This window comes from Streptomyces sp. NPDC057253 (assembly GCF_042669125.1).
In the GTDB taxonomy this organism is placed as follows: Bacteria; Actinomycetota; Actinomycetes; order Streptomycetales; family Streptomycetaceae; genus Streptomyces.
On sequence record NZ_JBHUXV010000094.1, the window covers coordinates 1 to 24,964 of the forward strand.

General features: G+C 73.0%; 25 protein-coding genes. 13 read left to right on the plus strand and 12 right to left on the minus strand.

Annotated features, from left to right (window positions below; translation table 11 throughout):
* Positions 1-47 precede the first annotated feature (47 nt).
* Entirely contained in the window at positions 48-764 is a 717-nt protein-coding gene (locus ACFULQ_RS35955; RefSeq protein WP_383552200.1) for an SDR family oxidoreductase, read from the plus strand.
* Positions 765-772: 8 nt separating this feature from the next.
* Here the strand turns inward: ACFULQ_RS35955 and ACFULQ_RS35960 are convergent, their stop codons facing one another.
* From ACFULQ_RS35960 to ACFULQ_RS35980, 5 genes are all read right to left on the minus strand, one after another.
* Positions 773-1,216, minus strand: a complete 444-nt coding sequence (locus tag ACFULQ_RS35960) for a hypothetical protein (RefSeq protein WP_383552125.1) — start codon at positions 1,214-1,216, stop codon at positions 773-775.
* A gap of 71 nt (positions 1,217-1,287) precedes the next feature.
* Positions 1,288-2,220: an ABC transporter substrate-binding protein gene (locus ACFULQ_RS35965; RefSeq protein WP_383552127.1), complete on the minus strand. Its 933-nt coding sequence runs from the start codon at positions 2,218-2,220 to the stop codon at positions 1,288-1,290.
* Positions 2,221-2,230: 10 nt separating this feature from the next.
* Positions 2,231-2,893: an ABC transporter permease gene (locus tag ACFULQ_RS35970; RefSeq protein ID WP_062029932.1), complete on the minus strand. Its 663-nt coding sequence runs from the start codon at positions 2,891-2,893 to the stop codon at positions 2,231-2,233.
* A 1-nt stretch (position 2,894) separates the two neighbouring features.
* A complete protein-coding gene (locus ACFULQ_RS35975; RefSeq protein ID WP_383552130.1) occupies positions 2,895-3,536 on the minus strand; it encodes an ABC transporter permease in 642 nt (213 codons plus the stop codon).
* Positions 3,533-4,567 carry an ABC transporter ATP-binding protein gene (locus ACFULQ_RS35980; RefSeq protein ID WP_383552132.1) on the minus strand — a complete coding sequence of 345 codons (1,035 nt, stop codon included), beginning with the start codon at positions 4,565-4,567 and terminating at the stop codon, positions 3,533-3,535. The genes ACFULQ_RS35975 and ACFULQ_RS35980 overlap by 4 nt, the downstream gene beginning before the upstream one ends.
* 141 nt (positions 4,568-4,708) lie before the next feature.
* On the opposite strand from ACFULQ_RS35980, the gene ACFULQ_RS35985 reads away from it, so the two are divergent.
* From ACFULQ_RS35985 to ACFULQ_RS35995, 3 genes are all read left to right on the plus strand, one after another.
* Complete coding sequence (locus ACFULQ_RS35985; RefSeq protein WP_383552134.1) at positions 4,709-6,721, plus strand: aromatic amino acid ammonia-lyase; 2,013 nt, start codon at positions 4,709-4,711, stop codon at positions 6,719-6,721.
* Positions 6,718-7,596, plus strand: a complete 879-nt coding sequence (locus ACFULQ_RS35990) for a MurR/RpiR family transcriptional regulator (RefSeq protein ID WP_383552137.1) — start codon at positions 6,718-6,720, stop codon at positions 7,594-7,596. Before ACFULQ_RS35985 ends, ACFULQ_RS35990 begins: the two co-directional genes overlap by 4 nt.
* 80 nt (positions 7,597-7,676) lie before the next feature.
* Complete coding sequence (locus tag ACFULQ_RS35995) at positions 7,677-8,261, plus strand: hypothetical protein (protein WP_383552139.1); 585 nt, start codon at positions 7,677-7,679, stop codon at positions 8,259-8,261.
* Positions 8,262-8,280: 19 nt separating this feature from the next.
* Here ACFULQ_RS35995 and ACFULQ_RS36000 read toward each other — a convergent pair whose 3' ends face one another.
* The 5 genes from ACFULQ_RS36000 to ACFULQ_RS36020 all read right to left on the minus strand — a co-directional run bounded on the left by ACFULQ_RS36000 (position 8,281) and on the right by ACFULQ_RS36020 (position 12,317).
* Complete coding sequence (locus tag ACFULQ_RS36000; RefSeq protein ID WP_123989750.1) at positions 8,281-8,655, minus strand: hypothetical protein; 375 nt, start codon at positions 8,653-8,655, stop codon at positions 8,281-8,283.
* Positions 8,656-8,676: 21 nt separating this feature from the next.
* Positions 8,677-9,201, minus strand: a complete 525-nt coding sequence (locus ACFULQ_RS36005; protein WP_383552142.1) for a roadblock/LC7 domain-containing protein — start codon at positions 9,199-9,201, stop codon at positions 8,677-8,679.
* Positions 9,202-9,235: 34 nt separating this feature from the next.
* Positions 9,236-10,360 (minus strand): hypothetical protein, encoded by a 1,125-nt coding sequence (locus ACFULQ_RS36010; protein WP_383552144.1) that lies wholly within the window; start codon positions 10,358-10,360, stop codon positions 9,236-9,238.
* Positions 10,357-10,773, minus strand: a complete 417-nt coding sequence (locus tag ACFULQ_RS36015) for a hypothetical protein (protein ID WP_383552146.1) — start codon at positions 10,771-10,773, stop codon at positions 10,357-10,359. Before ACFULQ_RS36015 ends, ACFULQ_RS36010 begins: the two co-directional genes overlap by 4 nt.
* A 170-nt stretch (positions 10,774-10,943) precedes the next feature.
* Positions 10,944-12,317 carry a diaminopimelate decarboxylase gene (locus ACFULQ_RS36020; RefSeq protein ID WP_383552203.1) on the minus strand — a complete coding sequence of 458 codons (1,374 nt, stop codon included), beginning with the start codon at positions 12,315-12,317 and terminating at the stop codon, positions 10,944-10,946.
* Positions 12,318-12,493: 176 nt separating this feature from the next.
* On the opposite strand from ACFULQ_RS36020, the gene hutU reads away from it, so the two are divergent.
* Genes hutU through hutI form a run of 4 tightly spaced genes read left to right on the plus strand, consistent with a single transcriptional unit; the run spans position 12,494 to position 17,980 of the window.
* Entirely contained in the window at positions 12,494-14,158 is a 1,665-nt protein-coding gene (hutU, locus tag ACFULQ_RS36025) for a urocanate hydratase (RefSeq protein ID WP_383552148.1), read from the plus strand.
* Positions 14,159-14,169: 11 nt separating this feature from the next.
* Positions 14,170-15,372, plus strand: coding sequence for an allantoate amidohydrolase (locus tag ACFULQ_RS36030; protein ID WP_383552205.1), 1,203 nt, complete (start codon positions 14,170-14,172; stop codon positions 15,370-15,372).
* Positions 15,369-16,706, plus strand: a complete 1,338-nt coding sequence (locus ACFULQ_RS36035; RefSeq protein WP_383552150.1) for a formimidoylglutamate deiminase — start codon at positions 15,369-15,371, stop codon at positions 16,704-16,706. The genes ACFULQ_RS36030 and ACFULQ_RS36035 overlap by 4 nt, the downstream gene beginning before the upstream one ends.
* Positions 16,703-17,980 carry an imidazolonepropionase gene (hutI, locus tag ACFULQ_RS36040; protein WP_383552153.1) on the plus strand — a complete coding sequence of 426 codons (1,278 nt, stop codon included), beginning with the start codon at positions 16,703-16,705 and terminating at the stop codon, positions 17,978-17,980. The genes ACFULQ_RS36035 and hutI overlap by 4 nt, the downstream gene beginning before the upstream one ends.
* A 31-nt stretch (positions 17,981-18,011) precedes the next feature.
* On the opposite strand, the gene ACFULQ_RS36045 is transcribed toward hutI, so the two are convergent.
* Both ACFULQ_RS36045 and ACFULQ_RS36050 read right to left on the minus strand, forming a co-directional pair.
* Positions 18,012-19,694 carry a ricin-type beta-trefoil lectin domain protein gene (locus ACFULQ_RS36045; protein WP_383552155.1) on the minus strand — a complete coding sequence of 561 codons (1,683 nt, stop codon included), beginning with the start codon at positions 19,692-19,694 and terminating at the stop codon, positions 18,012-18,014.
* Between the two features lie 164 nt (positions 19,695-19,858).
* Entirely contained in the window at positions 19,859-20,773 is a 915-nt protein-coding gene (locus tag ACFULQ_RS36050; RefSeq protein WP_383552157.1) for an RNA polymerase sigma factor SigF, read from the minus strand.
* A gap of 237 nt (positions 20,774-21,010) precedes the next feature.
* On the opposite strand from ACFULQ_RS36050, the gene ACFULQ_RS36055 reads away from it, so the two are divergent.
* From ACFULQ_RS36055 to ACFULQ_RS36075, 5 genes are all read left to right on the plus strand, one after another.
* Entirely contained in the window at positions 21,011-21,394 is a 384-nt protein-coding gene (locus ACFULQ_RS36055) for an STAS domain-containing protein (protein WP_383552160.1), read from the plus strand.
* A 222-nt stretch (positions 21,395-21,616) separates the two neighbouring features.
* Complete coding sequence (locus tag ACFULQ_RS36060) at positions 21,617-22,099, plus strand: ATP-binding protein (RefSeq protein WP_383552162.1); 483 nt, start codon at positions 21,617-21,619, stop codon at positions 22,097-22,099.
* A 199-nt stretch (positions 22,100-22,298) separates the two neighbouring features.
* Entirely contained in the window at positions 22,299-23,003 is a 705-nt protein-coding gene (locus tag ACFULQ_RS36065) for an LPXTG cell wall anchor domain-containing protein (protein WP_383552164.1), read from the plus strand.
* 25 nt (positions 23,004-23,028) lie between these two features.
* Positions 23,029-23,880, plus strand: coding sequence for a hypothetical protein (locus tag ACFULQ_RS36070; protein WP_383552166.1), 852 nt, complete (start codon positions 23,029-23,031; stop codon positions 23,878-23,880).
* The gene (locus ACFULQ_RS36075) at positions 23,877-24,962 is read left to right on the plus strand and encodes a hypothetical protein (RefSeq protein WP_383552168.1); all 1,086 of its coding nucleotides are present in this window, start codon (positions 23,877-23,879) and stop codon (positions 24,960-24,962) included. Before ACFULQ_RS36070 ends, ACFULQ_RS36075 begins: the two co-directional genes overlap by 4 nt.
* Positions 24,963-24,964: the final 2 nt, after the last annotated feature.

Here is a 24,964-nt window from a genome sequence, read left to right on the forward strand (position 1 = left end):
GGTGGACACCGACCGCACCGAGAAGTGGCCGTTCAACGCGCGGAGCGATCGGCGGGATCGGTGAGGCGGTCGCCGTGCTGCTGGCCGCTCAGGGGGCCCGGGTCGCGCTGCTCGCGCGGCGCGGTGAGCGGCTGGAGGCGGTGGCCGGGAAGATCCGGGCCGACGGCGGCCAGGCGCTGGCCGTGGTGGCCGACGTGACCGACGACGTGTCCGTGGCGGCCGCCGTGGAGCGCGTCCACGCGGAGTACGGGAGCGTCGACCTGGTCGTGAACAACGCCGGCGTCATGCTGCCGAACCCGATCGTGGACGCCCGGGTCGACGAGTGGCAGCGCATGATCGACACCAATGTCACCGGCGTCCTGCGGATCATCGGCGCGTTCGCCGGCGACCTGTACGAGGCGGCCGAGCAGGGGCGCAGCGCGGACCTGGTGAACGTCTCGTCCATCGGCGCGCACATCACCGGCTTCACCAACTACGCCGTGTACGGGGCGACGAAGGCCGCCGTCACCCATCTCTCGGCGCTGCTGCGCAACGAGTTCGGGCCGCGGGGCGTGCGGGTGACCAACATCGAGCCGGGCCTGACGGAGTCCGAGCTGGCCACGCACATCGACGACGACGGGCTGCGCGCGCAGGTCGACGGGATGATCGAGGCGATGGGCACGCTGTCGGCCGCGGAGCTCGCCGACCTCGTCGCCTACGTCACCAGCCGGCCCCGGCACGTCAACCTGCGCCAGGTCATGGTGCTGCCGACCGCGCAGGTGTGAGCGCCGGGTCAGCCCTCCCAGTCGCTGTCCTGGGCGGACGACCGCCCGCGCCGGGCACCCCGGAAGAGGTCCGGGTTGACGCGCAGGGCCTGGAAGGCGTTGACCCCGACGATGCCGACCCAGCTGACCAGCAGGCCCGGCAGATGGGCGACGCCCCCGCCGATCGCGGAGAGCGGGATCGCCAGCACCAGGGAGACGATGCCGAAGCCGAAGCGTTCGCCGAAGGAGTCGGTGGGCTTGGGCGACCGGGCGCCCCGGGCCGTCACCATCCGCTGCTCGGCGAGCTGGCGGCGCAGGCGGCGGTCCACCGCGCCGTCGATCCGCTGGTCGACCTTCTCCAGGAACGAGTCGACCAGCGCGGACTCGTACTCCTCGCCCAGTTCCCTGCGCGCTTGCAGGGTGGCGTCGAGTTCCTTCTTGAGTTCGGGGTCCCGCGCGTCCATTCCGGTCATGGGATCCACGGTAGGCAGCCCCGGGGCCCGCTGCACTGGGGTTAGCCCCCCTGTTGCGGCGGGGGCCCGTCCTACGCCAGCCCGTGCTGCTTCGCGTAGGCGTCGGCCACGTCCTCCGGGTCCTTCTTGTCGTTGTCGACCTGGCTGTTGAGCTGGGTGAGCTGGGCGGTCGTGAGGATGTTGCCGAGGCGGGCGAGGGCCTTGCGGACGGTGGCGTCGGCCTTGCGGTCGGCGATGAGGGGGACGATGTGCTGGCTGGGGATGAGGTTCTTCGGGTCGGTGAGGACCACCCAGTCGTCGGCCGCGATGTCGGTGTCGGTGGTGAAGAGGTTCGCCACGTCCACGTCGCCCTTCTTCAGGGCGCCCTTGACCAGCGGTCCGTCGGAGTCGAGGGACTTGAACTCCTTGAACTCGACGCCGTACACGTCCTTCAGCCCGACCGCGCCGACCCGGCGCTTCTTGACCTCGGGCGCGGCGCCGATCACCAGCTTGCCGTTGTACTTGGCGAGGTCGGCGAGGGTGGCCAGGCCGTACTTCCTCGCGGTCGCCCGGGTCACGGCGAAGCAGTCGGAGTCGGCGGCCTGGCCGTAGGGGAGCACCTGGAGGCCGGCGGGCAGGGCCAGGGTGAGGGCGTTCTGCATGGTGCCGGGGTCGGACGAGGTGTCCTTCGGGGCCAGGTAGTTGAGGAGGGCGCCCTGGTACTCGGGCAGCAGGTCGATGTCGCCCGCCTTGAGCGCGGGGATCACGATCTCGCGGGTGCCGAGGTTGGGGCGGACCTTCACCTTGACGCCGGCCTTCCGGAGCACGGCCGCGTAGAGGTAGCCCAGCACCTGGTTCTCGGTGAAGTTGGCGGTGCCGATGGTGATGCCGTCCTTGCTGGAGCCGCCCCCGCCGGAGGTGGTCCCACCGCCGTCGAGGGAGGTGATGCCGCTGGAGCAGGCGGAGAGGGCGGGGACGGTGACGGCTGCTCCGGCGAGGGCGCCGAGGAGGGTGCGTCGGTTCATCTCAGGGTCCTTAGGCGGTGCGGTGGCGGAAGAGGAAGCGCTGGAGGCCGGAGAGCAGCAGGTCGAGGGCTACGGCGACCACGGCGACCAGCACCGCCCCGCCGAGCACCTGCACGAGATCGCGCTGGGCGAGGCCGTCGAAGACGTAGCGGCCGAGGCCCCCGAAGGAGACGTAGGCCGCGATGGTCGCGGTGGCGACGACCTGGATCAGTGCCAGGCGCAGGCCGGTCATGATCAGGGGGAGCGCGAGGGGCAGTTCGACCTGGAACAGGACCTGGTGGCCGCGCATGCCCTGGCCGCGGGCCGCGTCCTTGACGTCCGGGTCGACGGCCGTCATGCCGGCGTAGGTGTTGGTGACGATCGCCGGGACCGCCAGGGCCACGAGGGCGACGTAGACCGGGAGCATGGACAGTCCGCCGGCCAGGAAGACCAGCACGACCAGGCCGACGGTGGGCAGGGCCCGGCCGAAGGACGCGAGGTTGATCGCGACGAAGGCGCCCTTGCCGGTGTGGCCGATCAGCAGGCCGAGGGGGAGGCCGATCGCGGCGGCGACCAGGGTCGCGAGGAGGGAGTACTGGAGGTGCTCGGCGAGCCGGTGGGCGATGCCGTCCGTGCCGGTCCACTGGGAGCCGCTGGTCAGCCAGGTGCCGAGGTTCTTGAAGAGTTCGTACATGTCAGGCTCGCCTCCGCCGCCACGGGGTCAGGACGTACTGGAGGGCCACCAGCAGGGCGTCCGCGACCACGGCGAGCAGGAGCGTGAGGACCACGCCCACGATCACCGGGGTCGGGAAGTCGCGCTGGAAGCCGTCGGTGAAGAGCTGGCCGAGGCCGCCGTCGCCGATGTAGGTGGCGACCGACACCAGGGAGATCGACATCACGGTCGCGATGCGGACGCCCGCCATGATCACGGGGAGCGCGAGGGGGAGTTCGACGGTCAGGAGCGTGCGCAGGGGCCGCGTGCCCATCGCCTTCGCCGCCTCCTTGGTCTTCGCGGGGACCGAGTCGAGCCCCTCGACGGTGTTCCGCAGCAGCACGACCAGGGTGTAGACGGTCAGGCCGATCACGGTCGTGGTGCGGGTCAGTCCGCTGACCGGCAGCAGGAGCACGAAGATCGCGATCGAGGGGATCGTGAACAGGACGTTCGAGAAGCCGAGCAGGAAGCCGCGCAGGGGGCGGATCCGGTGGGCGATCACGGCCAGGGGGAGGCTGATCAGCAGGCCGAGGAAGACCGCTGAGAGCGCTGCCTGGAGGTGCGAGACCGTCAGGGTGGTCAGGTCGTCGGTGTGGCCGGAGATCCACGACCAGTCGATGGTCATACGGCCACCCGGGCCTCGGCGTGCGCCTGTCCGGCGTGCGCGTGGATGTCGTCGCGGGAGCTGACGCCGGTCAGGACGCCGGCCGCGTCGACGCGGGCGACCAGGCCGGTGGGGGAGGCGAGGGACTCGTCGAGGGCGGCGAGCAGGGAGTCGCCGTCCCCGAGGGGGCGCACGGGGAGTTCCGTCTGCTGCGAGGCCCAGTGCAGGGGCCTGCCCGTCTCGTCGCACACCAGGGTCCAGGCGTCCCCTTCCGGGGCCGGGCCCTGCGGGACGGCCGCGAGGGTCCTGAGCGAGAGCAGCTTCAGGCCGCGCTCGGCGCCGAGGAAGTCGGCCACGAAATCGTCGGCGGGGCGGGCGAGGAGTTCGGCGGGCGGGGCGCACTGGACGAGGTGGCCGCCGGTGCGGAAGATCGCGATGCGGTCGCCGAGGCGTACGGCCTCGTCGATGTCGTGGGTGACGAAGACGATGGTCTTGCTCAACTCCTTCTGGAGTCGGAGCAGTTCGTCCTGGAGCTGGGTGCGCACCACCGGGTCGACCGCGCCGAAGGGCTCGTCCATGAGGAGCACCGGCGGGTCGGCGGCGAGGGCGCGGGCGACCCCGACGCGCTGCTGCTGGCCGCCGGAGAGCTGGTGCGGGTACCGCTTGCCGGCCTCGGCGGTCAGGCCGACGGTCTCCAGGAGCTCGGCGGCACGCGCCCGGGCCTTCCTGCGGCCGTGGCCGAGCAGGAGCGGGACGGTGGCGATGTTGTCCAGCACCGTGCGGTGCGGGAAGAGGCCGGACTGCTGGATGACGTAGCCGATGGAGCGGCGCAGTTCGGCCGCGTCCTGGTCGGTGACGTCCTTGCCGCCGACCTTGATCGTGCCGGAGGTCGGCTCGACCATACGATTGATCATCCTGAGGGTGGTCGTCTTGCCGCAACCGGAAGATCCGACGAGGACGGTGACGCCGCCTTCCGGCATGTCGAGGGTGAGATCGTGCACTGCTGTCGTGCCGTTGGGGAAGCGCTTGTGGACCGCGTCGAACTGGATCATGAGATGTCCCTTGCCCGGCTGTATAACGTCATGCAGAGTTCTCGGTAGCTGAATAGGTTGTCAACGGTTCGGTGTTAATCCGAGGTAACTGATGACCGATGGGCAAGATCGGATGTCCCTATTGAGGGGGGTTTGACCCTTATGTCGTCTCGCATCGTGGACGCGCTGGATCCGGTGTCCGCCGGCCACACCGGCCTGGTGGTCCTCGACGGGATCGGACTCGGCGTCGCGGACGTCGTCCGGCTCGCCGACGGGAGCGCGCGACCGGTGCCGGGGAGCGACGCGATGAAGCGGGTCACCGCGTCCTGGGACGCCGCCCGGCAGATCGCCGCGACCGGTCGCGTCTACGGCCGCTCGACCGGCGTCGGCGCCAACCGGAACGAGGCCGTGCCCACCGAGGCGGCCGCCGAACACGGTCTGCGGCTGCTGCGCAGCCATGCCGGCGCGATCGGCGAGGAGCTCCCGGCCCGGCAGGTCCGCGCGATGCTCGCGGTCCGCGCCAACCAACTCCTCGCGGGCGGGGCGGGGCTGCGGCCGACGGTGGTGACGGCCCTGTGCGAGGCGCTGGAGAACGGCGCGTACCCGGTCGTCAACGAGTTCGGCTCGGTCGGCACCGGGGACATCGCGGCGCTGGCCCAGGCGGGACTGGCGCTGGCCGGGGAACACCCTTGGCGGGAGCCGGGGGGCGGCGGGGCGGACGTCGGCGGGCGGGACACGGAAGGGGCGGGCGTCGGCGGTCCGGGCGCGGGGAGCGGCGGGGCGGGGAGCGGCGGGGCGGGCGTCGGCGGCGGGCGGGACGCTGGGAGCGGTGGCGCGGGCGGTGGCGTGGGCGGTGGCCGGAGGGGCGCGGAATCCGCTGGCGTCGGCGGTCCCGGCGTGGCACTCGGAGACGTCTCGTCCTCGGCACCCCGGCATCCCGAGCCCGCGGAATCTGCGGGCGTCGGGCGGGACGCTGGGAGCGGTGGTGCGGGCGTCGGTCGGCGGGACGCGGGATCCGCGGGTGTCGGTGGGCGGGACGCGGAACGCGCGGGCGGCGGCGGGCGGGATGCTGGGCGCGGTGGCGTGGGTGGGGGTCGGTGGGGGGCGGAATCCGCTGGCCTCGGCGGTCCCGGCGTGGCTCTCGGGGGTGTCTCGGGCTCGGCGGTCCGGCACTCCGAGTCCTGGCGGTCGGCGGCCGGGGCTCCCGAGCCGCAGCCTCTCGACAACAACGACGCCCTGGCCTTCATCAGCAGCAACGCCCTCACCCTCGGCCAGGCCGCCCTCGCCCTGCACGAGCTGCGCGGACTCGTCGAGGCCACCCAGGTCGTCGGGGCGCTGTCGCTGCTCGCCGTGGACGGCTCCCACGAGGCCTACGCCGCCCCCGTGCACGCCGCCCGCCCGCACCGCGGGTCCGCCGAAGTGGCCCGGCGGATGCGGGAGTTGATCGGCGCCGAGGACCGGCCCACCCCGCCGCTCGGCCGGATCCAGGACCCGTACGGCTTCCGCTGCCTGCCCCAGATCCACGGCCCCGCCCATGACGCGGCCGACGCCCTGGAGGAGGTCCTCGCGATCGAGATCAACGCGGCCGCCGAGAACCCCCTCATCTCCCCCGAGGACATGGCCGCCTACCACCACGGCGGCTTCTACCAGGCCCAACTCGCCCTCGCCCTGGACCACTTCAGGCTCGCCCTCACCCAGGTCGCCCGGCTGTCCACGTCCCGGCTCTCCACCCTCAACGAGCCCGCCTTCACCCGCCTCAGGCCCTTCCTCGCCGACCCGGAGCCCGCCTCCTCCGGCGTGATGATCCTGGAGTACGCCGCCGGAGCGGCCCTCGGCGACCTGCGGGCCTTCTCCGCGCCCGCCTCGCTGGGGCACGCTGTACTCTCCCGGGGCGTCGAGGAACAGGCCAGCTTCGCCTCGCTCGCCGCCCGCCAGACACTGCGTGCGTGCGGCGCGTACCGTCTCGTCGTCGGCTGCGAACTCGTCGCCGCCGTACGGGCGCTGCGCCAGCGTGACCTCAGGCCGGACCCGGGCCTCCCGGTGGGCCGGGCGCTGGAGCTCGCCGAGGCGGTGCTGACGGAGGAACCGGCCGACCGGCCGCTCACGGGTGACGTGACGGCGGCGGCCGCACTGCTCGACCGGTTCACGGAGATCTGGAGGGGGAGCGAGGCATGAGCGACCTGGGCATGGCGGGTGCGGCGGCTGGAGCGGGTGGGGCGGACACTCCCGCGGGACGGCTCCAGGCACTGTTCGAAGGGCACCGGCTCACCCCGACCCAGCGGCGCATCGCCCACAGCATGGTGCGCCGCGCCGCCGACGTGCCGTTCCTGTCCAGCGTCGAGCTGGCCGAACTCGCCGGGGTCAGCCAGCCCTCCGTCACCCGCTTCGCGGTCGCCCTCGGCTTCGACGGCTACCCCGCCCTGCGCCGGCACCTGCGCGAGGTCGCGCCCGCCGAACAGAGCGCCGACTCGGCGTCGTACAACGAATACCAACAGGCCGTGGAAGCCGAGATCGAGAACCTCAGGCACCTGGCCGAGCTTCTCGCCGACCCCCGGCCGGTGCGCAGGGCCGGGCGGCTCCTCGCCGCCTCCCGCCCGCTGCCGGTCCTCGGCCTGCGGGCCGCCGCCTCCCAGGCGTACGGCTTCGCGTACTTCGCCGCCAAGGTCCACCCGGACGTACGGCTGCTCCACGAGGGCGGCACGATGATCCACGACCGGATCGACGCCGCCGTGCGCGCGGGCGCCTCGACCCTGCTGGCCTTCGCCCTGCCCCGGCACCCGCGCGAGGTCGTCGACACCCTCGCCTACGCCAAGGAGGCGGGCCTGACCGTCGTCACGGTCGCGGACTCCGCCTTCGCCCCCGTGGCCAAGGTCTCCGACCTGCTCCTGCCCGCCGCCGTCGGCACCGGCCTCGCCTTCGACACGGCCTGCGCGCCGATGCTGCTGGGCCGGGTGCTGCTGGAGGCGATGTGCGACGACCTGCCGGACGCGCAGTCCCGCCTGGAGGAGTTCGACGCACGGGCGGCGGCGCGGGGACTGTTCGTGGAGTAGCCCGGTTTTTTCAGACTGGTCTCACGTTGCCTCGCTAGCCTGCCTCGCGGATTCCGCACACAGGAGACAGGAGGAAGGACGTGGCACGCGGAGGTCAGGGACTGGTGCGGGTGGCCGTCGTCGTACGGGCCGGAGCCGCGCCCCTGTGGTGGGCCGGAGTGTTCGCGGCCGCCGTCGGTCTGCTGGTGCCCGGCATCACGGGCCGGCGGATCGGCGTCATGGCCGGAGCCGCGCTGTTCGTCGTGGCCGCGGCCGTGGTGTCGTACGGCCGCCGCAAGCGGTACACGACGCTGGGGCGGGCCGCCGCCCGGGCCGGGAAGCACGACGTGCTCCAGGACCGTGCCGTCGGGGTGCGCACCTGGCGGCGGGGGCACCGCTGGTGGCTGCTGCTGGCCTGGCTGGCCGCCCTGGGCTGCAACTTCGCCGTGCCCGTCGCGGGCGGTCTGCTGCTCGCCGGATGCGGGACCGGCCTGTGGCTCAAGGCCGCCTGGCTCGGACGGCACGAGCGGGCCGAGGACGCGCTGCTGTGGGTGCGGGTCGACTGGCTCGCCCCGAACGGCGGCCGCCCGGCCGGCAAGGCGGTCAAGGCGTACCGCAGCACGGGTATCGCGGCGGGCGACGCGGCCCCCGGAGGAGCGCGCCGCCGCACCGCGGCACTCGTCTAGGACACGCTCCGGTCGGCGGTCACACCTCCAGGTCGTTCTCGATCGACCGCAGCTGGTGGCGGGCCATCGCGAGGTTGGAGCGCTTGGCGTCCAGGACCAGGTACAGGAAGAGCCCGTTGCCGCCGCGCCCGCTGATGAGGCGGATCAGGTGGTACTGGTCGGACAGGGTGATCAGGATGTCCTCGATCTGGCCCTTGAGTCCCAGGTGCTCCATCGTGCGCATCTTGGCGCGGACCACGTCGGTGTTGCCGGCGGCGGCCACGTTCAGGTCGAAGCCCTTGCTGCCGCCCATGGTGCCGAGCGCCATGCCGCTGGTGTAGTCGACGAGTGCGACGCCGGTCGCGCCCTCGATGGAGGCGAGGGCCTCCTTCAGTGCGGTTTCGGTGTTGGCCATGACTGTGTCTCCTCGGTTCTCTCAACTTTCGGTGGTGGTACGGGCCGCCGTCGGTGCGACGGCCGGGGCGCGGGTGTCCGCGGGCTTGGCCCGGGACGGGCGGGCCGCTCTGGCACGGGCCGGAGCGGGCTTCGCGGGCGCCTTCACAGTGGTCTCGGTGGGTTCGGCCGCGGCGACGCTGTCGACGAGCTCGCCGATCCGGGCCCCCGCCCGGCGGCCCTCCAGATGGAGCCGGCCGACGTTGACGCGGTCCTGGGCGAGCAGCGTGACGACGGCACCGGCGCCCGCCGCGTACGTGGCGACGTAGCCGTACAGGCCCCGCACCAGCAGTTCGCGCAGGTCGCCCTGGCCGGTCTCGTCGGCCAGCTGGGCGGCGAGCGCCCGGGTGGCCCCGGTGAGCGCGGCCACGGTCTCCGGATCGACGCCCGGGGTGTCCTGGGCGAGGACGAGACCGTCGGTGTCGGCCGCGAGGGCTCCGGTGAGCTGCGGAACCCGGGCCCGGAGCCGGCGCAGCTCCTCCAGGATCGCGTCCTGCGCTGCGGCCATCAGATCTCTCCTCTCGGCGCGGGTCCGCTGCCGCTCAAAGGGCCTCCAGCGCATCCCTGAGCCTCTTCAGCAGCGTGATGTGGGGATCGACGGGTGCGGTGGTGCCGGTGAGGTCCATGAGGGGAGCGGTGCCGGGCGGCTGGCCCGACGCCGGGCCGGGCATCTGGGTCGGCATCTGGCCCGGCAGGGGATCGGTCGCGAGCGGGAGAGGGCGGGGTGAGACGGCTCCGGCCGCCACCAGCCGCCGGATGTCCACCAGGGTGTGGAACGCGGGGCGGCCCAGCTCCCGGGCGATGTCCGACGCCGTGCGGACGCCGTTCACCAGGGCCAGCACGGCCTGGCGCCGGGCCGGGAGCGGGGTGGGCGCGGCGCGGTACTCGCGGGCCAGCGGGGCCTCGTCCACCAGCGCGTCCGGCCAGATGCGGTGCAGGAGGTCGCGCCGCCGCAGCGTCTCGCGCTCCAGATCGGCGACCGGGATCGGGTGCGGGGCGCCGGGGCCGGTGAGGGCGATTCCCGGGGTGCCGGGAGAGCTGGGGGAGCCGGGGGTGCCGGGGTCGGAGGAGCCGTGGCCGGAGGCGCCCGGGTCGGGGGAGCCGTGGCCGGAGGTGTCCGGAGAGCCTGGGGTGCTGGTGCCCCGGGTACCGGTGCCCGGCGTGCCGAGGCCGTCCTCGGAGCCGTAGCGGAAGCGGCCCGGGGCGCTGCTCGGGGCCAGCGCGAAGTACGCCGCGTCGTACAGCGCGGTCAGGCGGCACAGCTCCAGGGCGCCGGGGGTGAGCAGCCCGTCCTCCACCAGCCGGCGGCCCGCGTGGTGCACCACCTCCGCGCCGGTGCGGCGACGGGTGCCGGTCCCGGCGTGTACGGGGCCCTCGGCGTGCGCCGCGCTCTCGGCCAGCGCCCGGCGCCAGGCGTCGGCGTCGAGGGTGCCGTGGGCGGCGAGCAGGACGTGGGCGCCGGGGGCGGCCGGGCTCTCCGCGTGCACGACCTTGCCGTCGGCCAGATGCAGGGCCCCGCGCTCGCGTACCAGGACGCCGGTGGCGCGCTCGGCGGCCAGCCGGGTCAGCATCGGCGACAGCCCGCCCCAACCGCGGCCGAGCGCGGCCGCCTTGTCGCGGACGGGCAGTCTGGGCGGTGGGGTGGCCGGGGTCTTCACCGTCGTCATCCGAGCACCAGCCGTCCGGCCATCTCGCCCAGCCGGATCCGGGCCAGCGCGAGATTGCCCTCCGCGCGGGCCAGCCACAGATGCAGGAAGACGCTGCTGTCGAAGGAGGTCGCCACGAACCGCAGCACGTGGTAGCTGTCCCGGTTGCTGAGGATGAGGTCCTCGACGGGCGGGTCCCCCTCCTCCCCGGCGGCCCCCGCCCCGGTGTCGTCGGAACTGTCGGACGCGAAGGCGCGCTGCTCGGCGGCGAGCCGGGCGAGCTCGGCGGCCTCCGCCGCGGCCGCCTCCTGGTCACCGCCGGGGGATTCCCCCACGGCGCCCAGGGCCAGCCCGCTCGTCCAGTCGACCAGCGCGGCGCCCCGCGCTCCCGGCAGCCGCATGGCTTCCAGCAGGCACTCGTCGATTCCCTGCACCGTGGCTCCCCTCCCGCCTGGGGTTCGGCTGAGTGACGCCGAAACTACGCAACGTGTGCGCTAGGGGTGAGGGATCTGGCATTTTCCGGTGGAACATGCTTGGGGTGGCTAGAGTGGGTCGACTTGCCTTGTTTTACCCGCCATTTGATCAGCCGCCCCACCGGCGTGTGTCAACGGCTCCCGGGTGCGCGCAGGGTGGTGAGTGCCCCCGCGTGCGCCCCTCCGGATTCGGCCACGATCGAGGCGAGCTTCTGCGGATCCCGCACGGTCGCGAAGCGGACACCCCCCGCCCCGTGGTCGGGCACGAAGCCGTAGATGCCGGGCCGGGCCAGCGAGTTGTACGCGTAGTGGTGCGCGAAGTAGTACGCGCCGGTGTCGAGCGCCGCCGCGTAGTCCCCCTGGTCGAGCAGCGGCAGCGGGCGCCCCTCGGCCAGCAGGTCGCCCGCGAAACAGGCCGGCCCCGCCACGTCCTGCACCACCTCGGGCCCGCTCTTCGGCCGCCCCTTGCCGTCGTACGCGGCGATCCTGAGCGGCCACGACCCCGGCACGTACACCGTCCGCGTCGCCACCTGCACGCCCGCGTGCGTCACCGCGACCGGCCGGCCGCCCGCGCTCTTGGCGTACTCCACCCGCGCCACGATCGTGCCGTGCTTGGCCAGCAGCGACCGCCCGAACTCGGTGACCAGCCCGTACCGCCCGTCGAACAGCCCCGGCACCGCCGCCTTCAGCGCCCGCGCGTACTCCCCGTACGTCGGGGTCGTCGCCTCCGAGGCGAAGTTCACCGGCAGCCCGCCGCCGATGTCGACGGTGTCGATCTGCGGCCGCCCGATCCGCCGGTTGATCTCCTCGGCGAGCGCGTACGTCTCCTCGACGCCCCGGACCATCAGGGAGAGCGGGATGCCCTGCGAGCCGGTGTGCGCGTGCAGCCGGCTCAGCCAGGGCCGGTCCAGGTAGGCGCGGATCACCCACTCGCGCGCCCCCTCGTCCCGCAGCGCCACCCCGAACTTGGAGGTCTCGGTGGCCGTCGAGGTCGCCCCGATGGAACCCCCGCCGACCTGCGGGTTGACCCGGATGCCGAGCGGGGAGCGGCTGACCGCCGACCGCATGAGACCGTCGATGCGCTCCAGCTCCTGGGGGTTGTCCGCGTTGACCGCGATCCCCAGCGCCAGTGCCTCCCTGAGCTCGGCCGCCGTCTTGGCGGGCGAGTCCAGGACGGTCTCCGCCGGCGACAGCCCCGCCGCCCGGGCCAGGGCCAGCTCGCCCGGGCTCGCCACCTCCGCTCCGATGCCCTCCTCGCGCAGCAGCCGCAGCACCGGCACCAGCGGGGTCGCCTTCACCGCGAACGCGTGCAGCACGGGGGTCCCCGGCGCGGTGACCTCGGCGAAGGCCGCGCGCAGCTCGGCGGCCGACGCGCGGATGCCGGTGACGTCTAGAAGCCCGACGATGGGGGAGTCCGGCCCCAGCAGACCCTGCTCCACGGCCGCGCGCACCGCCTCGTCCCGTCGGGCGGCCCGTCCTTCGCCGGTGTTGCCGTACTCGTCCACCACGTCTCCCGTCCTCGCCGGTGCTTCGGGGCCTCGCCTGTCCAAGAAACATCCCTGCCCCACTCAGGCTGACGCGAGAACGTATTGACTAGTTCTATTCAGAAAGCCAGGATGTGAATATCGACAGCAACAACCCCGTGGCAGCGATCCCCAGCTGAGCCCCCAGGAGGCAGACCATGTCAGGACCCCGCCCCGTCCGAGCGCCGCGCGGTACGGAACTGAGTGCCCTGGGATGGCAGCAGGAAGCCGCCCTGCGGATGCTCCAGAACAACCTCGACCCCGAGGTCGCCGAGCACCCCGACAAGCTCGTCGTCTACGGCGGCACCGGCAAGGCGGCCCGTGACTGGCGCTCCTTCGACGCCATGGTCCGCACGCTGCGCACCCTCAAGCAGGACGAGACCATGCTGGTCCAGTCCGGCCGCCCCGTCGGCGTCATGCAGACCCACGAGTGGGCCCCGCGCGTCCTGATCGCCAACTCCAACCTGGTCGGCGACTGGGCCAACTGGGAGGAGTTCCGCCGCCTGGAGGCCCTCGGCCTGACCATGTACGGCCAGATGACCGCCGGCTCCTGGATCTACATCGGCACCCAGGGCATCCTCCAGGGCACCTACGAGACCTTCGCCGCCGTCGCCGCGAAGAAGTTCGGCGGCACCCTCGCCGGCACCATCACCCTCACCGCCGGCCTCGGTGGCATGGGCGGCGCCCAGCCGCTCGCCGTCACCATGAACGACGGTGTCGCGATCTGCATCGACTGCGACCCCCGGGCCATCGAACGGCGCATCGAGCACCGGTACCTGGACGTGCGGGCCGACTCCCTGGAGCACGCCCTCCAGCTGGCGGTCGAGGCCCGCGACGCCCGCCGCCCGCTCTCCATCGGCCTCCTCGGCAACGCCGCCGAACTGCTCCCGCGCATGCTCGCCGAGAGCGCCCCCATCGACATCGTCACCGACCAGACCTCGGCGCACGACCCGCTGTCCTACCTGCCGGTCGGCGTCGCCTTCGAGGACATGGCCGACGCGGCGGCGAAGGACCCGGCCGGGTTCACCTCCCGCTCCCGCGAGTCCATGGCCCGGCACGTCGAGGCCATGGTCGGCTTCATGGACGCCGGCGCGGAGGTCTTCGACTACGGCAACTCCATCCGCGGCGAGGCCCAGCTCGCGGGCTACGACCGCGCGTTCGCCTTCCCCGGCTTCGTCCCCGCCTACATCCGCCCCCTCTTCTGCGAGGGCAAGGGCCCCTTCCGCTGGGCCGCCCTGTCCGGCGAGGCGTCCGACATCACCAAGACCGACAAGGCGATCCTCGACCTCTTCCCGGAGAACGAGTCCCTCGCCCGCTGGATCAAGATGGCCGGTGAGCGCGTCCACTTCCAGGGCCTTCCCGCCCGCATCTGCTGGCTCGGCTACGGCGAGCGCGACAAGGCCGGCGAGCGCTTCAACGACATGGTCGCGAGCGGCGAGCTGGCCGCGCCGCTGGCGATCGGACGCGACCACCTGGACGCCGGTTCGGTGGCCTCGCCGTACCGCGAGACCGAGGCCATGCTGGACGGTTCCGACGCGATCGCCGACTGGCCGCTGCTGAACGCGATGGTCAACGTGGCCTCCGGCGCCTCCTGGGTCTCCCTGCACCACGGTGGCGGCGTCGGCATGGGCCGGTCGATCCACGCGGGCCAGGTCACGGTCGCCGACGGCACGAAGCTCGGCGGCGAGAAGGTCCGGCGGGTGCTGACCAACGACCCCGGCATGGGCGTCATCCGGCACGTCGACGCGGGCTACGACATCGCCGAGTCCGTCGCCGACGAGCGCGGTGTGCGGGTGCCCATGCGCGAAGGTGACGACGCGTGACCTTTCACAGCATGTGGAGGGAGCTGCTCCCCATCGGCCGGCACCCCGACTCCCAGGGCTACCGGCGCTTCGCCTGGACCGGGGCCGACGGTGAATGCCGGGCCTGGTTCAAGGAGCAGGCCGAGTCGCGCGGGCTGACCTACGAGGTCGACCGCAACGGCAACCAGTGGGCCTGGCTCGGCGACCCCACCGCGGGGGACGCCGTGGTCACCGGCTCGCATCTCGACTCGGTGCCCGACGGCGGCGCCTTCGACGGCCCCCTCGGAGTGGTGTCCTCCTTCGCCGCGCTCGACGAACTCCGGTCCCGGCGGGCCGAGTTCACCAGGCCCCTCGCCCTCGTCAACTTCGGTGACGAGGAGGGGGCCCGGTTCGGGCTCGCCTGCGTCGGCTCGCGGCTCACCGCCGGGCAGCTCACCGTCGAGCAGGCGCACCGGCTCACCGACGGCGAGGGAGTCACCCTCCCGCGGGCCATGGAGGCCGCCGGCCACGACCCCGACACGATCGGGGCCGACCCGGAGCGGCTCGCCCGCATCGGCGCCTTCGTCGAACTGCACGTCGAGCAGGGCCGGGCACTGGACCTCAGCGGCGACCGGGTCGGCATCGCCAGTGCCATCTGGCCGCACGGCCGCTGGCGGTTCGACTTCCGGGGCGAGGCCAACCACGCCGGCACCACCCGCCTCGTGGACCGGCGCGACCCCATGCTGTCGTACGCCGAGACGGTGCTCGCCGCCCGCCGCGAGGCCGAACTCGCCGGTGCCGTGGCCACCTTCGGCAAGATCTCCGTCGAGCCGAACGGCGTCAACGCCATCCCCTCCCTGGTGCGCGGCTGGCTCGACTCCCGCGCCGCCGACCAGGAGAGCCTCGACCAGGTGGTCGGCGGGATCGAGAAGGCGGCCCGGGAGTACGCCGAGGCGCACGGCGTCGACCTCGACATCGTGAGGGAGTCCTTCACCCCCGTCGTCGAGTTCGACCACGCCCTGCGCGACGAACTCGCCCGTATCCTCGGCACCGGCAGCGACCTCAAGGTGCCCGTCCTCGGGACGGGGGCCGGACACGACGCCGGGATCCTCTCCGGGAGCATTCCGACCGCCATGCTGTTCGTGCGCAACCCCACGGGTGTCTCGCACTCCCCGGCGGAGTCCGCCGCCGAGGACGACTGCGTGGCCGGGGTCCTCGCGCTCGCCGACGTACTGGAAGGGCTGGCCTGCCGGTGACATCGAAGACCTTCTGGCTGGAGCACGCCTGGCTCGACACCCACGTCGAGCCGGGCGTGGCCCTGGACGTGCGGGACGGCCGCGTCACCGCCGTCCGCACGGACACCGCCGCCCCGCCCCCCGGCGCCGAGATCCTGCGCGGACTGACCCTGCCGGGCCTGGCGAACGCCCACTCGCACGCCTTCCACCGGGCCCTGCGCGGCACCGTCCAGGTCGGCTCCGGGACCTTCTGGACCTGGCGCGAGGTCATGTACTCGTTCGCCGACAAGCTGACCCCCGAGACGTACCACGCGCTCGCCCGCGCCGTGTACGCCGAGATGGCGCTGGCCGGGATCACGAGCGTCGGCGAGTTCCACTACGTCCACCACGCCCCCGGCGGCACCCGCTACGCCGACCCCAACGCGATGGGCGAGGCGCTGATCGAGGCCGCCGCCGAAGCCGGCATCCGCATCACCCTCCTCGACACCGCCTATCTCTCCTCCGGCTTCGGACAGCCGCCCACCAGCCACCAGCTCCGCTTCTCGGACGGCAGCGCGGACGCCTGGGCCGAACGCTGTTCACTTCTCAAGGAACGGGATCACGCGCGGATCGGGGCCGCGATCCACTCCGTACGGGCCGTGCCCGCCGAGCAGTTGGCGACCGTGGCGGGCTGGGCCGGGGAGCGCGGGGCGCCGCTGCACGTCCACCTCTCCGAGCAGACCGCCGAGAACGAGGCCTGCCACGAGGTCCACGGCTGCACCCCGACCCAGCTCCTCGCCCTGCACGGGGTCCTCGGCCCCCGCACCACCGGCGTCCACAACACCCACCTCACCGCCGAGGACATCTCCCTGCTCGGCGGCAGCGGCACCGGCACCTGCATGTGCCCGACCACCGAGCGGGACCTCGCGGACGGCATCGGCCCGGCCGTCGCCCTCCAGAACGAGGGCTCACCGCTCTCCCTCGGCTCCGACAGCCACGCCGTGATCGACCTCCTCGAAGAGGCCCGCGCGATGGAGCTGAACGAGCGCCTGCGCACCCGCACCCGCGGTCACTGGACGGCGGCGGCCCTCCTGCGGGCGGCCTCCGCCGACGGCCACGCGGCCCTCGGCTGGGGCGACGCCGGCACCCTGGAGCCGGGCGCGCTCGCCGACTTCACCACCATCGCCCTCGACTCGGTCAGGACGGCAGGGCCGCTTCCGCGGCTCGGGGCCGAGACGGCCGTATTCGCCGCGTCGGCGGCAGATGTGTCGCACACGGTCGTGGGAGGGCGGCACGTCGTGCGGGACGGGGCGCACGCCCTCGTGCCGGATGTGCCGAAAGCCCTCGCGGACGCCGTCGCAGCCCTGCGCGGATGAAGCCGCGGAACCCTGACAGTGAACCCGCCCCCACCGCCGACCAGGCCACCGAGGACGCCATGAGCAACGCGACGACCGTCAGCCCCGCCCACTCCGCGAGCACCGCGAGCACGCTCATCACCAACATCGCCGCTCTGGTCACCAACGACCCCTCCCTCGGTGACGGAACCCCCCTCGGACTGATCCAGGACGCCGCGATCGCCATCGAGGGCGACCGCGTCGTGTGGACCGGTGATCAAAGCAAAGCACCCGCCACTGACAATCGGGTCGACGCAGGTGGCAGGGCAGTCCTGCCCGGCTTCGTCGACTCCCACAGCCACCTCGTCTTCGCGGGCGACCGCACCGAGGAGTTCAATGCCCGCATGTCCGGCCGGCCCTACAGCGCGGGCGGCATCCGCACGACCGTCGCGGCGACCCGGGCGGCGAGCGACGACGACCTCGAACGCAATCTCACCCACTACCTGGCCGAGGCCCTGCGCCAGGGCACCACGACCTTCGAGACCAAGTCCGGCTACGGCCTGACCGTCCAGGACGAGGCGAGGGCGCTGCGCATCGCCGCCGCGCACACCGACGAGGTCACCTACCTCGGCGCCCACATCGTGTCGCCGGACCACGCCGACGACCCGGCGGCCTATGTGGCGCTGGTCACCGGCGAGATGCTGGAGGCCTGTGCCCCGTACGCCCGTTGGATCGACGTCTTCTGCGAGAAGGGCGCCTTCGACGGCGACCAGGCCCGCGCGATCCTCACGGCCGGCAAGGCGAAGGGCCTGCACCCCCGCATCCACGCCAACCAGCTCTCCTACGGCCCCGGCGTCCAGCTCGCCGTCGAACTCGACGCGGCCAGCGCCGACCACTGCACCCACCTCACCGACGACGACGTGGACGCCCTGGCGAACAGCCGTACGGTCGCCACGCTGCTGCCCGGCGCGGAGTTCTCCACGCGCGCCGAGTGGCCGAACGCCCGCCGCCTCCTCGACGCCGGCGTCACCGTGGCCCTGTCCACCGACTGCAACCCGGGCTCCTCCTTTACCTCCTCCGTCCCCTTCTGCGTCGCCCTCGCGGTACGCGACATGGGGATGACCCCGGACGAGGCGGTCTGGTCGGCCACGGCGGGCGGCGCGGCGGCCCTGCGCCGCGAGGACGTCGGCCGCCTGGCCCCGGGCGCCCGAGCCGACCTGATCCTCCTGGACGCCCCCAGCCATGTGCACCTGGCGTACCGGCCGGGGGTGCCGCTGGTGAGCGAGGTGTGGCGGCGCGGCGCACGCGTGGCCTGACCACCCGGACGCCACGACCCCTGAGACGCCGTTACGAAGCCCCCGCCCGCCACCGCTGTTCCGCGCCCCCGGTCAGCGGCTCCAGCGAGACTCCTGAGCCGGTTCCCGGTGTCAGACCGGTCGCGATGGCGATCGCCGGGCGGATCACTCCGTCGGGATCGACGGTGAAACGGAGGTTGTCGCCGTTGTCGCCCTCGACGGAGTCGCAGGACCAGATGCCGAGGCCCTTGTCGACGTCGCCGCGGCTGTCGAGGCAGAAGTCGGGGTCGGCGGCGGACTGGATCACACCGCGGGCGGTGTCGGCACGCCAGCGCTGGGAGGCGGCCGAGGTGCAGGGGGCGGTGACGACGTCCGTGCCGTTGTCGAAGTCGCCGGAGACGTCCAGACAGCGGGCCGTGGAGAGGTTCACCACCTGGGCGTAGGAGCCGCCCGGCGCGCGGAACGGGGGCGGGCTCGTCCTGCGGGGCGGCGCCGGGCTCGGCGACTTGGACGGGGAGGCGGGCGGCCTGCTCGTCGCGGAGAGGGACGGGGAGGGAGACAGGGAAGGGGAGGGGGCGGACGACGGGGAGAGCGTCGTCGTCACCGTCACCTGCGGCGGGCCCGGCAGCGCGGTGCTCGCCGTGTCGGAGGCCGAGTCGCCGCCCTGCGACACCAGGAACAGCAGCAGCGGCGCCAACGCCACGCCGAGGGCCGCTGACGCCAGCACCAGCCGCCGCGGCCGCTCCCGGATCCCGAACGGCCCACGGGACACCGCCCGCCGTCCCGTCCGCACGGCACGCGAACCGTGGCCCGCCCCAGGGGCTCCAGGGGCCGCCACCCCGCCGAAGCCGACCCCTGCCGCCACTTCACCCGAGCCGTCAGCGACTCCGGGCTCCCCGGCACCGGTGCCGTCGCCGTCGCCCCGTCCCCCCTCCGAGACCGCCGCCACGTACCCCACCCCGCCCCACGGCAGCAGCCCCTCCGCCAGGGTCGTCCGCGGAGCGTCCCGCAGGGCGCACAGTTCCTCGTACGCCGTCGTGCAGTGCGGGCACTGGGCCATGTGGGTGTGCAGGTCGGTGCTGTCGCGAGGGGTGTCCGGGCGTACCGACTCCTCGATGAGGCGGCGGAAGTCGGCGCAGCTCGGGGCGTCCGAGGCGGCGAGGCGCAGCCGCAGACAGGCCTGGGCCAGGGAGTGCAGGGCGCCCTCCGTGCCGTAGACGACATCCGTGCGGGTGAGGCCCAGGTAGTCGGCCGTGCGGGCCTCCGGTTCGGCCTCCACCAGGGCGTACCAGACCAGGCCCTGGGCGCGGGCCGGCAGGGTGTCGAAGGCGGCGAGCATGGGAGGCACCGGGCCGTCGGGCGCCCCCGTGTTCAGGAGCAGCAGGACGCTCGGGTCGAGGCCCGCCGACCGCTCGTCCCGTGCCCACGCGGCCGCCGAACGGGCCGTCAGCAGCAGGAGCCGGTGGCGCCAGGGAAGGCCGGGGTCGACCCCGCGGGCGGTCTCCCGGGCCGCGAGGGTGAAGGCCTGCGCGGCCAGCTGCCGGGCGGCGCTCTCCCCGGTCGTGCACAGCCGGGCGTAGGCCAGGACCGCGGACCGGTGGCGGGTGCGCAGCTCCAGCAGGGCCGCGTACGCCGTGGCGGTGTCGGCGCGCAGCAACTCGGTGAGACGGGCGTCGGACGCGCCCCCGTGATCCCCGGCACGTACGCCGCCCCCGGCCCCGTCGGCCCGCGCCATGCACCCTCCTCCTGACGTACCGGCCAGTCTGCGAGCGACCATAGTGAGGGAAACGGACTCCTGGGGAAAGGGTTTCTGCGAGTAACCACATGGCACCTGGAACGCCCGGTGCCCGGTGTCCCACCGGACACCGGGCACACGCGCAGGTCAGTGATGCCGACGCGTCACTCCTCGACGGTCAGGCCCTTCCGCAGCTTCACCAGCGTCCGCGACAGCAGCCGCGAGACATGCATCTGGGAGATGCCGAGTTCGTCGCCGATCTCCGACTGGGTCATGCCCGCGACGAAGCGCAGCGAGAGGATCGTGCGGTCCCGGGACGGCAGTTCGGCGATCAGGGGCTTCAGGGACGCGACGTACTCGATGCCCTCGATCCCGTGGTCCTCGTAGCCGATCCGGTCGGCCAGCGCGCCCTCGGAGTCGTCCTCCTCGGGCTGGGCGTCCAGGGAGGAGGCGGTGTACGCGTTGGACGCGGCCATGCCTTCCACGACCTCGTCCCTCGACAGTCCGAGGCGCTCGGCGAGCTCGGCCACGGTGGGGGCGCGGTCGAGCTTCTGGGCCAGTTCGTCGCCGGCCTTGGCCAGGTCGAGCCGGAGCTCCTGAAGGCGGCGCGGCACCCGCACCGACCAGGAGGTGTCCCGGAAGAAGCGCTTGATCTCGCCCACGATGGTTGGCATCGCGAAAGTGGGGAACTCCACTCCGCGACTCAGTTCGAAGCGGTCGATCGCCTTGATCAGGCCGATGGTGCCGACCTGGATGATGTCCTCCATCGGCTCACTGCGGGAGCGGAACCGGGAGGCGGCGAACTTGACCAGGGCGAGATTCAGTTCGACGAGCGTGTTGCGGACGTACGAATATTCGTGCGTGCCCTCCTCCAGCGACTCCAGTCGCGCGAAGAGGGTCTTGGAGAGGGCTCGGGCGTCCACCGCTCCCACCTCCTCGAAGGGCGGGATGTCCGGAAGCCCGGCGAGCACATCGCCTTCGCTGTCCTGCTCGATGGGATTCAGCTGTTCCGGGGGGGATGTCGACGTCGCCTGATGGGTATGCGAGGCGTCGAGCCGGGGTGACATGATGTCCTCCATCGTTCTCGGCATCTGGCTGCCGGAGCCATTCGTGCACTGCGGTGTGCGGCGCCTCCAAAGCCGGCCGTGTCGAGTTCGTGTCTCTACTAGCCCTACCCGGTTTCCCGACACGACCGCAAGTGTGTTCTGTGCGGTTATGTCCGTTTGTGGGTGATTGTTCGGGTGTCGGAGGGTGTGGAGAAGGCGTAGTGTTCGAGGGCGTCATCAGCAGCCACGACGTCGGGAGAGAGAGACGGCATGGACCGCGGGACGGTCGGCAGCGCACAGTCTGGCCGGCTTCTGGTTGAGGTGCGGCAAGAGGGCTCCAGTGCCGTCGTGACTCCGGCAGGTGAGTTGGATCACCACACGGCCGATTTGTTGCGTGAGCCACTCGAGGACTGCCTCGCCAAGGGGAAGAGCCGGCTCGTCGTCGACTGCACACGGCTGGAGTTCTGTGACTCCACCGGACTGAATGTGCTGCTGGGGGCACGGCTGAAGGCGGAGGCGGCGGGGGGTGGCGTACATCTTGTGGGCATGCTCCCGGTCGTGGCGCGGGTCTTCGAGATCACGGGGGCCGATGCGGTCTTCACCGTGCACGACACGCTGGAAGAGGCCCTGGCCGACGACGAGACCGACGGCTGAGACGCGGGCCGGGTGGCGGGCCGTGGTTCTCGCGCGTGTCCGTTCGTCTCCTCCGACCGGCACTCATCGGGTGTCACGCCCCGCGTGCCGGACATACGTCCCGAATAGAGGGGTGTTCCACCGGTCCGCTCGGGCAGGAGACATCCGTACTGACTGTTCGGTGCGCGACCATGCAGTGACGTTGTGAATCGTGAACCGGTGAATCGGTGAGGTGAAGCGCTGATGAGCACCACCCGGCCCTACCCGCCGGGCGACCGTGACCCGGAGCCCGACGCTTCCGCCGAGGTGCCGGAAGGGCCGCAGGTCCGTCGGCTGAGCTTCGACGGCGCGACTGCCGTCGTTCCGCTCGCGCGCGACTTCACCCGGGAGGCGTTGTACGCGTGGGGCTGGCTGCCGGCCGCGACGGCGGATCAGCGGGCCGCCGCGGAGGACGTCCTGCTCGTGGTGTCGGAGCTGGTGACCAACGCATGCCTGCACGCCGAGGGCCCGGACCGGTTGTGGATCTCCTGCGACCGCAAGGTCATCCGGGTCGAGGTCTCCGACAAGGGCGCGGGTCAGCCGGCTCCCCGCTCCCCGCACCGGGCCGGACGGCCCGGCGGCCACGGGATGTTCATCGTGCAGCGCCTCTGCCTGGACTGGGGAGTCGTACGCACCCCCGGTGAGACCGGCAAGACGGTATGGGCAGAACTGGGCGCCCCGGCCTGACCCCGACGGGACAGCACCGCGCCGCCACTCGCCCGTCCTGAGAAGCGGCAGCTGCGGCGCGCGCCCCGCCCGCTCAGCCCCCACCGATGCCGGCCCCCACAGTTCCGACACTTACTTTCTCTTCCTTCCTCCGGTGCCCCGGCGTACCTTGACGGCCGATCTGATGTGCCGTCAGGAAACGAGTAAGGGGAGCGGAACCGTGTCGTACCCGAAACGAACCGCCGCGTTCGCGTCCGTCGCGGCCCTGGCCGGCTCGGCGGTGCTGATGACCGCCCCCGCTGTCCATGCCGAGGTCGTGAACGTCAACTACCAGTGCAAGACCCCGATCGGCGACAAGAGCGCCGTCTCGCCCATCGACATCAAGGGCGTCAAGAGCGGCAGCGGATACAAGATCACCATGTCCTGGCAGAAGGGCGTCTCCTCCAGCCCGGTCGACCTCGGCAAGGGTGCGATGAACCCGAGCGCCACCATCAAGCTGGGCGGCGCGGACAGCGGCACGTTGAACGTGACGGGCCCGGCGAACCAGGCGGTCGTCCCCGCCAACACCCCCATCAAGATCAACGACCTGACCGGGACGTACACCCCGAAGAAGTCCGGCAAGGTCACCTTCACCGCGGGCGTGCTCACCATCAAGGCGCTCGGCACGACCACCACCTGCACACCGACCAACAGCCCCGGCGCCTCGCTCACCCTGGACGTCACCGCCGCCTCGGGCTCCTCCGGCGGCACCGGCTCCTCCGGCGGCACCCAGAGCGACAGCGGCACCGGCGGCGCCCTCCCGCAGACCGGCCCCGAGGACTCGGCCATCGCCCTCGGCACGCTCGGCGGCACCGTGCTGCTCGCGGGCGCGGCGGGCGCGTTGTGGCTGACCCGGCGCAACCAGGCGGCCCGCGTGCGCCGCTGAATCCGTACGACAGCTGGAGCCGCCCATGTCGTCCGCGTCCGCCGCCCGTGCCCTGCCCCTCGGCCTCGCCCTCTCCCTGCCCCTGCTGGTCCTGCTGGGGCCCGCCCCCGCGGCCCGCGCCGCCGACGGATGGTCCCTCGCGCCCGCCGGCGGCGGCCGGCCCGCCTTCTACGCCGAGGGCGCGCCGGGCACGGCCGTCCAGGACACGGTGTCGGTGACCAACCCGGGCAGCCGGCCGGTCACCGTACGGCTGTCCGGCGCCGCCTTCGCGCGCGCCACCGTCCGCGTCCCGGCCCGCACCCGCGCCGACGTCCCCTTCACGGTGACCGTCCCGGACCGCGACCGCAGCACCCGGATCGTCGCGCGCGACAGCACCGACGGAACCGCAGGCACCCGGAGCGTCCCGCTCCACCTGCGCTCGACCGCCCCCGAGCTGACCGCCCTGACCGTCGAGCACGTCTCGGTCCACGCCGACCGCATCACCTACGAGCTCGTCAACCGCGGTACGACCCCCCTCACCCCGCGACTCGCCGTGCACGCCGACGGCGTCCTCGGCACCCTCCTCGACCGCGCCCCCCGCACCCTGCCCGTCCGCCTCCCGCCCGGAGCCCGCCTGAAGCTCACCGAGCCCTGGCCGGACCCACCCGCCCTGGACGCGGTCGACGTCCGGCTCACGGTGACCGCGGCCGGCGGCGCCCACGACACCGCCGGCGCGTCCGCACGGTTCGTGCCCTGGAGCGGGGTGGCGGCGACCGCGGCGGCGGTGGCGGCCGGCGGCGCCTGCTTCGCCGTACGCCGTCGAAGGCGTCGTACGACCGACCGCGCGCCCTCGGAAGTCCCGCGTGCGGAAGCCGAGTTGACGGGAGCGACGACGTGAACCGGAAGCTTCGGGCCGCGGTGCTGGTGGCGGTGCTCGCGCTGCTGCTCGCGCCCCTGGCCGGGACCGCGAGCGCGGCCGACCGGCCGAGTGTGAAGCTGTCCAAGTCCCAGGCAGGGACCGGGGGTTCGATCACGGTCAGCGGCAGCGGCTGGCGGGAGCGGACGCTGCTGATGATCCTGATCTGCGGACAGGCCGTGCCCTCGCGCGGGGTGCCCGGGGGCACCAACTCCTGTGCCAACGCGGACGGCAGGGCCGTCACCACCGACGCGAAGGGCGGCTTCAGCAGGCGACTGCCGGTGTCCGAACCGCCCGTTCCCTGCCCCTGCGTGGTGCACGTGGCCACGGTGACCGGCGCGAAGGCCGAGGCCGACGCGATCTTCCAGGTGGCCGGGCACGCCGTGGAGCCGCTGCCCGCCGACACCTCCGGCGGGCGGCTGTCCGTCCTCACCGACACCGACCTGGACGGCGGCGGCGGTCTGCTGACCTGGTTCGGGGCACCTCCCGCCCGCACCCTCGTCTTCACCGTGGGCAACGTCGGCACCTCCGACGTCAGGAACCCCGTCTTCCAAGTCGGCACCGCACACGGCGTGTTCGCCCCGCAGTGGGACGAACAGCAGTGGCGCGGCACGATCAGGCCGGGCGGCAAGGCCCGGATCCAACTGCCCGTCGAACTCTCGGGCGGCGCGCACGGCGACTACACCGTGTCGCTGAAGTACGGCGGCAAGGTGCTCGCCGAGCAGCCCTGGGGCGTGGGCCGGCCCTGGGGCGTGACGCTGTTCTGGATCCTGGTCTGCCTGGTCGTGCCCGCGGCGCTGTTCCGCGTCGGCATGGCGGTGGTGGACCGGGTGCGGCCGCGGCCGGCCGGAGGGATCCGGCACCGCGGTCTGCGCCTGCCCGAACTCGCCCTGCGCCTGCCGGGGTTCAAGCCCTCCACGGCCGCGCACGCGGCACCTCCCGCTTCCACCCTGCCGTGGTTCACCCCGGACGCCGATCCGGGCACGGCCGGTGGTCGGCTCTCCGCACCGCACCACGACAGCCCGACGAGTCCTCCGACTCCCACCAGAGAGGGATCCACGTGAGC